5 protein-coding genes are annotated in these 7,119 nt (G+C 69.0%); 2 read left to right on the top strand and 3 right to left on the bottom strand.

All coding sequences use genetic code 11. From position 1 onward, the window contains the following. Positions 1-1,613: IS21 family transposase (gene istA / locus ACWCQ6_RS34875; protein WP_451096183.1), on the bottom strand; the 1,613-nt coding region annotated here is incomplete at its 3' end. 225 nt (positions 1,614-1,838) lie between these two features. Here istA and ACWCQ6_RS34870 point away from each other — a divergent pair. Next, the gene (locus ACWCQ6_RS34870; RefSeq protein WP_451096181.1) at positions 1,839-3,056 is read left to right on the top strand and encodes an IS110 family transposase; all 1,218 of its coding nucleotides are present in this window, start codon (positions 1,839-1,841) and stop codon (positions 3,054-3,056) included. Between the two features lie 335 nt (positions 3,057-3,391). On the opposite strand, the gene ACWCQ6_RS34865 is transcribed toward ACWCQ6_RS34870, so the two are convergent. Further along, positions 3,392-3,925: a hypothetical protein gene (locus ACWCQ6_RS34865; protein WP_451096178.1), complete on the bottom strand. Its 534-nt coding sequence runs from the start codon at positions 3,923-3,925 to the stop codon at positions 3,392-3,394. Positions 3,926-4,352: 427 nt separating this feature from the next. Here ACWCQ6_RS34865 and ACWCQ6_RS34860 point away from each other — a divergent pair, with 427 nt between their 5' ends. Then, a complete protein-coding gene (locus tag ACWCQ6_RS34860; protein WP_451096176.1) occupies positions 4,353-5,267 on the top strand; it encodes a hypothetical protein in 915 nt (304 codons plus the stop codon). Between the two features lie 170 nt (positions 5,268-5,437). Here the strand turns inward: ACWCQ6_RS34860 and ACWCQ6_RS34855 are convergent, their stop codons facing one another. Further along, positions 5,438-5,815 (bottom strand): VOC family protein, encoded by a 378-nt coding sequence (locus ACWCQ6_RS34855; RefSeq protein ID WP_392263679.1) that lies wholly within the window; start codon positions 5,813-5,815, stop codon positions 5,438-5,440. Positions 5,816-7,119 lie beyond the last annotated feature (1,304 nt).

The raw sequence follows: 7,119 nt of genomic DNA, 5'->3' as shown, positions 1-7,119 counted from the left end.
GCCAGGAGACCACCCTCGCCTCGGTGACGTCGACGGTCACCACCCACGCTGTGGGGCGCCTGCCCGCGAGGCCGACGGCCGAAGTCGGCCCAGGCGGAAGTGCCTGGCTGGACGGAGTGGGACTCGTCGGCGACGACGAGGTCGGCGGTGCGGGTGCCGTTCCGGCGGTGCTGGACGATGGACATCAGGTCGTCCTCGGCGAACCGTCCCGCGGTCGCCGCGAGACCGAGGCCGAGGTCGACTTCGGCGGCACCGATGAGGGCAGCGAGCTCGACGGCGGCGGCCATCTTCACCCGGATCCGGGTGGTGCCCGCGGCGCCGGCCTCGATCAGCCAGGACTTCGCCCCGGGTCCAAGCGCGAGGAAGGCTGCCTCGGCGTCGTTGGCGGGCTTGGGTTTGGGCTGGCGCGGGGAGCCGTCCATCTCCTGCGGATGGTTGGGATAGTGCGCCAGGTCGATGACGGGCCGTCCGGGCAGGGACAGGGAATGCCGGGCGACTTCCGTCAGCCCGGCCGGGCCCTGCATCCATTCCGGTCGGTGCGCGAGCCGGGACAGGTCCACCACGATGACGAGTTCCTCGCCATCGGCGCGGACCCAGGCTTCCTGGCCGACCAGGCCCGGCGGGGTCGAGTAGCGGACCGAGCCGAAGCGGACGGTCTGGTCCCGCAGCACCTGGCGGGACCCGCCGAGCGCGAGGGTGTGAGGTGCTGCGGGTAGTGGGTGCAGGCGGGTGCGTTCGACGTCCAGTGCGGAGGCCGGGGTCTTGCCGGTCTCGCGGTGGACGCGGGTGTTGACCTGCTGGCAGAAGATCGCGCAGGCCCCGCGGAGTTCGGTGAAGCTGCCGTACTTCTCCCGCAGGTTCGCGGTGGTGGGGATCAGGTCCGCCTTGGCGATGCGGACGGTGGCCTCCGAGCCGCCCTTGGACTCGGGATCGAACGGGACGCAGGTGTGAACTTGCAGGCCGTAGTGGCGTCCTGCGGCAACGACTTGAGGATGACGGACCGCGATCCCGGCGACCCGGTCGATGGTCATCGTCTTCTCGTTGTCGGTGAGCACATAGGTCGGTGCCCCGCCGATCGCCCGCAACGTGGAGTCGAGGCACGAGATCACGGTGGGCAGGGTCCGGTCCCAGACCGGGATCACCACCCGGAAGCGGGACCAGGCCAGCCACGCGCAGAACAACAGCGTCTCGCGCTCGGCTCTACCGCCTGGACCAGGCACTTTAGGGCCCCATCCCCAGTCGAACTGCAACCAGAGACCGGGCTCGGTGATCCACGGCCGGTAAGTACGGCGGTGGCCGGCCCGCCAGCGTTCCTTCGCCTTCGCCACCGCCCGCCGGGTCGTCCGCTCGTCTCCGGCGAAGCCCAGCAGCTGAAGGCGTTCGTGGAGCTTGTCGGCCCGCACCGTGCCCTGCGAGCGTTCGACCCACTCCTCGATCTTCGGCATGAACGGGTCGATCACCTTCGGCCGGCTCACAGGTCCGCCGGTGGGACGACCCGCGTCCCTCATTCGTGCGTACCGGCGCACGGTCTTCGGATCGACCCCCGCCAGCGCAGCCGCCGAATGCGCGCACCCGGTGGCGTCGAGAGCCTCGAAGATTTCCATGACTTCCATACCTTGATCTCGGGCTGATCCCGGTCATTCGTAAGATCGGGACACCCAGGGGTGCCAGGTATGGCTGCCATGATTTTGCCGCTGCTGTGGCTTGCAGGGATTGGCCGCCCGGCACCCCGCGACGACTCGACTGCTGATTGGGATGCGCGAACCGAATCGCTCGTATGGACGTGACAGCGAGGTCGTCTGCTGGGACAGCACAACAAGCACGACGAAGGAGGTCCGGTGCCCGAACTGTGGGCCGGGACAGACGCGGGCAAGGCCGAACACCACTGCACCGTGATCAACCAAGACGGCGACAAAGTGATCTCGCGCCGGGTGGCGAACGACGAGACCGAACTGCTGCAACTCCTGGGCGACGTCCTGGACTTCGCAGACGGCAGCCCCGTGACCTGGGCCGTGGACCTGAACGCCGGCGGTGCCGCCCTCTGGATCGCCCTGCTGGTCAACCACGGGCAGAAACTGCTCTACATCCCCGGCCGAAGCGTGCACCACGCCTCCGGCTCCTACCGCGGCGACGGCAAAACCGACGCGAAGGACGCGTACGTCATAGCCGACCAGGCCCGGATGCGCCGCGACCTGGCGACCCTCCAGGAGCCCAGCGAGATCGCGGTCGACCTGAAGATCCTCACGGCCCGCCGCCTTGACCTGTCGGCGGACCGCACCCGCGCGATCAACCGGCTTCGCGCGCAGATGCTCGAGTACTTCCCCGCTCTCGAGCGGGCCTTCGACTACAGCACCTCCAAGGCCGCCCTGGTGCTGCTGACGGGCTACCAGGCCCCGGCCGCCCTCCGCCGGATCGGCCGGGCCCGCCTCGCGACCTGGCTGAAGAACCGCAAGGTCTACAGCCCCGCGAAGATCGCCGACATCGCCGTGTCCGCAGCAGAGGCCCAGCTCACCACCGTCCCCGGGGAGAAGACCGCTGCCAAGATGGTCCACACCTTGGCCAAGGAGGTGATGACCCTCGACGAGGAGATCGCCCAGATCAGCGCCCAGATCAGCGCCCAGATCGAGGAACGGTTTCGTGAGCACCCCGCCGCCGAGGTGATCACCAGCATGCCCGGCATCGGCGACATGCTCGGAGCCGAGTTCATCGCCGCCACCGGCGGCGACATGAGCGCCTTCGGCAGTGCCGACCGCCTCGCCGGCGTCGCCGGACTCGCCCCCGTTCCACGCGACTCCGGGAAGGTCAGCGGCAACCTGCGAAGACCTCGCCGTTACAGCCGACGGCTCCTGCGGATGTTCTACATGTCCGCCCAGGTCGCCGCCCGGTTCTGCCCCGAGTCCAAGACCTTCTACTCGCGGAAACGAGCCGAAGGCAAGTCACACAAGCAGGCCGTCCTGGCCCTGGCCAGGCGCCGCCTCAACGTGCTCTGGGCCCTCATACGTGACCACCGGACCTTCGAGCTCAGCACGTCCCGTTCCGCTGCCCCAGCGAAATGAAGCGATCACGAGACGTCACCACCGCGGCTTGACAACATGATTGGGAATCCCTGTCAGACTTCTTCACGATCCCTCCGGAGATGAGTTGGTTCGCTGCCAGGCAGCACCGAGCCAACCCCCGGAGGGATCACCTGTTCGGAATCGACACGAATGGATCTGCGGAAAGGGAGATCAGCTGTCCGCAGATCAGGACCCGACTTGTCCGCCTACAAGGATCTTGAGCTGTCCGCTCTCACGCACCCGGGAAGCTGCCCCGGCCCCGGGCGAGGCGGCGTGGGCTCGGGCCCGGATACCAGGGCATCAGCACCGAGCCCTGAACCGCTCGCACCGGCACCCTACGGTGCGCTGAGTTCGTCGACGATGGCCCGCAGGACGCCGTCCCCGGCCTGCGCGGTCGTGGTGTTCACGGGGACCACCACGCCGACCACCAGATGCTGCGGGGTACCGGATCCGGTCAGGAGGGCAGGGGCGGGCTCCGTGGTGACGATCCGCAGCATGTCGTGATCGGGCGAGCCTTCGAGACGGTAGCCATCGGGGAGGCGGGACAGCCAGGCGTGGTCGACCGCGACCGGCTGCCCGTCGACCGCGCCGATCCGCACACCGCCCGTGGACCAGTTCGACCACCTCACCGGGCTCCAGCCGGGACCCGGGGCCGGGAGTACGTCGGTGAGGTCGGGGTGATCGTCACCGAGATGCACCGGGAAGGTGTGCTTGCGGATCCGCCACTGCCCGTCCCTGTGCACCACGTCCGGGTCGAGACCGTCGATCAACCGCATGTCCAGAGCAACGCGGCCGTCGGCGATCCGGTCGCCGTGGACCCACACCGCGTCCTTGTTGACCACCCAGTCACACAGTCGTTCTCTCGCCACCGACCCCATAGGTACTCCCTGCCCAGCCCAACGATTCACCTCACCGTAGCCGCCGCCGTCCCGCTTGCTCCGGCCGGATCTTTTATTGTGACGAAGCAACCCTTTCGAAAGTGGATCTAGCGGAAGGTCAGGAGGATCGCTGGAGATCGCCCCTCCCTCACACCGCTGACGTGCGGTCTGGCCGATGGGCGAGACCGGATCGGTCACACGGCCGGTCACCGGTCACAGCCGCGGACATGTGACCGGTCACGAGTGCCGGGCAAGCCCAAGGGGACCCTGGGCAAGCTCACCGTGCGGCAGGCTTGCCCAGCCCCGGAGACAGACGGCCAGGGCGCGACGCCAGCCCGAAGGCGTTGCCGCGGCACGGTCCGCGGCGAGATCCTGGAAAGGGACGCCAAGGCGTCCTAACCGATCGGGAGGCGCTGTCATGCCGAACCGGCGGCCCCGTGGATATCAGCCGCAATGGAAGCCCCGCGCCCGCACGTGCGAGCTGCTGACGGCCGTGGACCGGGTCCTGGCACGCTACGCTGCTCAGCTGCCGCTCACGATCCGGCAGGTCTGGTACTCACTGGTCTCCGACGGTGTGCTGGTCAAGGAAGAGCGCACCTACAAACAGACGGTGGAACTCCTCGGGATGGCCCGCCGCTCGGGCCGCATCCCCTGGGAGACGCTGCGCGACGACACCGAGATCCGCGCCGAACCCATCGCTTACGACGGGCCCGACGACTTTCGGGCCGGGCTGCGCCGGGCGGCACTGGACTATCGCCTGGACCGGCAGGCCGGCCAGCCGGTGCGGCTTGAGATCGTCTGCGAGACGGCCGGGATGGTTCCACAGCTTGTCGCCGTCGCCGACCCGTACGGCGTGCCGGTGTATTCGGGAAGCGGATTCAACGGGCTGCCGGCGAAACGGGGAGCAGCGCTGCGAGCGGCCGCGGACGGACACCGCGCGGTGAGGGTCCTTGTCGTCTCCGACTGGGACCAGAGCGGGGTCCACCTGTTCTCCGCGCTGGCCGAGGACGTCACCGCGTTCGCCGCCGTGGACGCCCCAGGAACGGAGGTCGTCTTCGAGCGCCTGGCAGTGACCGAGCAGCAGATCGCCGACTACGGGCTGCCCACCGCCCCACCGAAGGCCAGTGATCACCGCTCGTTCAGCGGCACCTCCACCACACAGGCCGAGGCCCTGCCGCCCGACGTCCTCGCCGCAGGGCTGAAAGCCGCGATCACCTCCCACCGGGACATGAGCGTCCTGGCGGCACTCCTTGAGCGCGAGGAAGACGAACGCCGCGCCCTGGCCGCTTTCCTGGACGGCTGGGACGCGGCGGGCGGGGGAGGACCGTCGTAGCGCTGTACGGCGCCCGCAGCCTCAGTGAGGTCTGGAAAGGCGGGACACCGGCGCTGAGCGCCCAGACGACTCTCCAAGGGGCGGTAATCGACGGATGAACAGGCTTCGGCCTGGGAAGCCGCCGCAGGCGGCTTCCCAGGCCATGGTGGAACCTCAGCCCGACCTGGTAACTACTCCGCAACGTTGATGTTGTTCGGGGGATTGAATACGCAGAACTCGTTGCCTTCCGGGTCGGCAACGACGATCCAGCGAAAGCCGTGTTCGCTGAGTTCTTCAGAGAGCTTCGCAGCGCCGAGCCGTTCAAGGCGATTGACCTCGGACACCAGGTCTGCGGTGCCAAAGTCGAGGTCAAGGTGCATGCGGTTCTTTCCCTGCTTTGGTTCTGGGACGTGCTGCAGGAGAAGGGTTGGTGCAGGAGCGGGCCCGACCAGGCTCAGGTAGGGAGGTCCGTGGAAGCCGCGCCGGTAGTCCAGCGGGGCGAGCGCGGCGAGCCAGAAGTTCGCTTGCGCTTCGGTGTCGACACAGTCCAGCGTCACAACGATCTGCATGGCGGAACGGTAGGAGGCTTGGTCCGTCCTGACGATCCATTTTTGGGCAGCACCCGAGGTGGTGCTGTCGGCTCTTCAGGCCGAAGCATCCTCTGCGAGCTCTTATGCCGGTGAGGCAAGTTGGATGATTGCCGCTATGGCCGCGCCCGCGTAGGCGAGGGGAGAATCACCCGACCGGGTGCCGACCAGGCACCCGCTGGATGGTTCCCACCGGCTGGTTGCGGCGGACCGGCCGCATCCGCCGGGGCCGTCGGAACGTTGACACCCGGTGACAGGCATCCGCTTCCCGGGAGGACCCCTCGATGGACCGTGAACTCACCCTGATCTGCTCCGTCTGTACCCAGCCCGTCATCCAGGACGACGGCTACCTCTGGGTCAGCTGCCGCGAGGCCGCCGCCGTTCAGCAGGCCTACCACGCACTGGAGAAGCGGAGCACCGACCCTCACGATGGGAGCCTGTCGCTCGACCTGGCCGACCTCCTCGGCCTGCCCGAACCCGCGACCTGGCGCGCCGACCACCGGGCCTGCGATTCCGTCCGCGAGGAGGGGTTCCACTACCGCATCCCGGCCGCCCGGCTGCGCCTGCGGGCCGACCTGCTCGACTGGACCGCCCACCTCCTGGAGAAAGTCTGGCTGCCCCACACCGACTGGCGAGACGTCCTGCGTGAGACCCGTACCGGGAGTGCCCGCATCACCGTCTCCGGCCCCGCCCGGCTGCGTGCCTCGCCGCCATCTGAAGCCGTCGCCCAGGTGCGGGCCTGTGCGGCCGTCCCTGGTCCGTGCAGGCGCGGTGCCGAAGCTCCGGCCGCGCTGCCGCCGGTAGTTGCCCGCCCGTTCAGCCACCGCGACGCCGCGCTGCGTCGTGACGTACGCGACCCCGGGCCCTCACGGCGGGCAGGGGGTCGGTGTGGCGGGTCGTCGGCAGGGGCCACGGTGAGGCACGCCGCGCCCTGGCCGCGCTGCCGAAGGCGCAGTGAGCAGGCGGACTCGGCTACTACCGGCCGGGCCCGCCAGCCCCGACCCCTGCCCGCTTCCGCGCCGGACCTACGCCGAACGTGTAGGCGGTCTGCTGGACGGGCTGCTGCTGGGCGTCGCCCTGTCCACCGAGCTCTCCCGGTGGCCTGGCGGCCGTGCTCAGGGAGAAGGCGGGCGGATGGTTCTCGTGCCTGCCCCGCTGACTCGGGCAGGCCTTCCGCCGACGGCGCGGGCACCCAAGGCGCGTGCGAACCCCAGTGGGGCCCGGGCTATAGTTGATCTTGAGGGCGCGGATCGTTTCGGCGGTGTTGTTGCCTGTGCGTTGGTCGT

Source organism: Streptomyces sp. NPDC001880 (assembly GCF_053594575.1).
The sequence above is the reverse complement of the archived record's forward strand: the minus strand, read 5'-3'. Positions and strand labels throughout refer to the sequence as shown.

Coding starts and splice junctions, on each gene's coding strand:
- ACWCQ6_RS34860 (WP_451096176.1), top strand. CDS start 4,353: ATGCCGAACCGGCGGCCCCGTGGATATCAGCCGCAATGGAAGCCCCGC.
- ACWCQ6_RS34855 (WP_392263679.1), bottom strand. CDS start 5,815: ATGCAGATCGTTGTGACGCTGGACTGTGTCGACACCGAAGCGCAAGCG.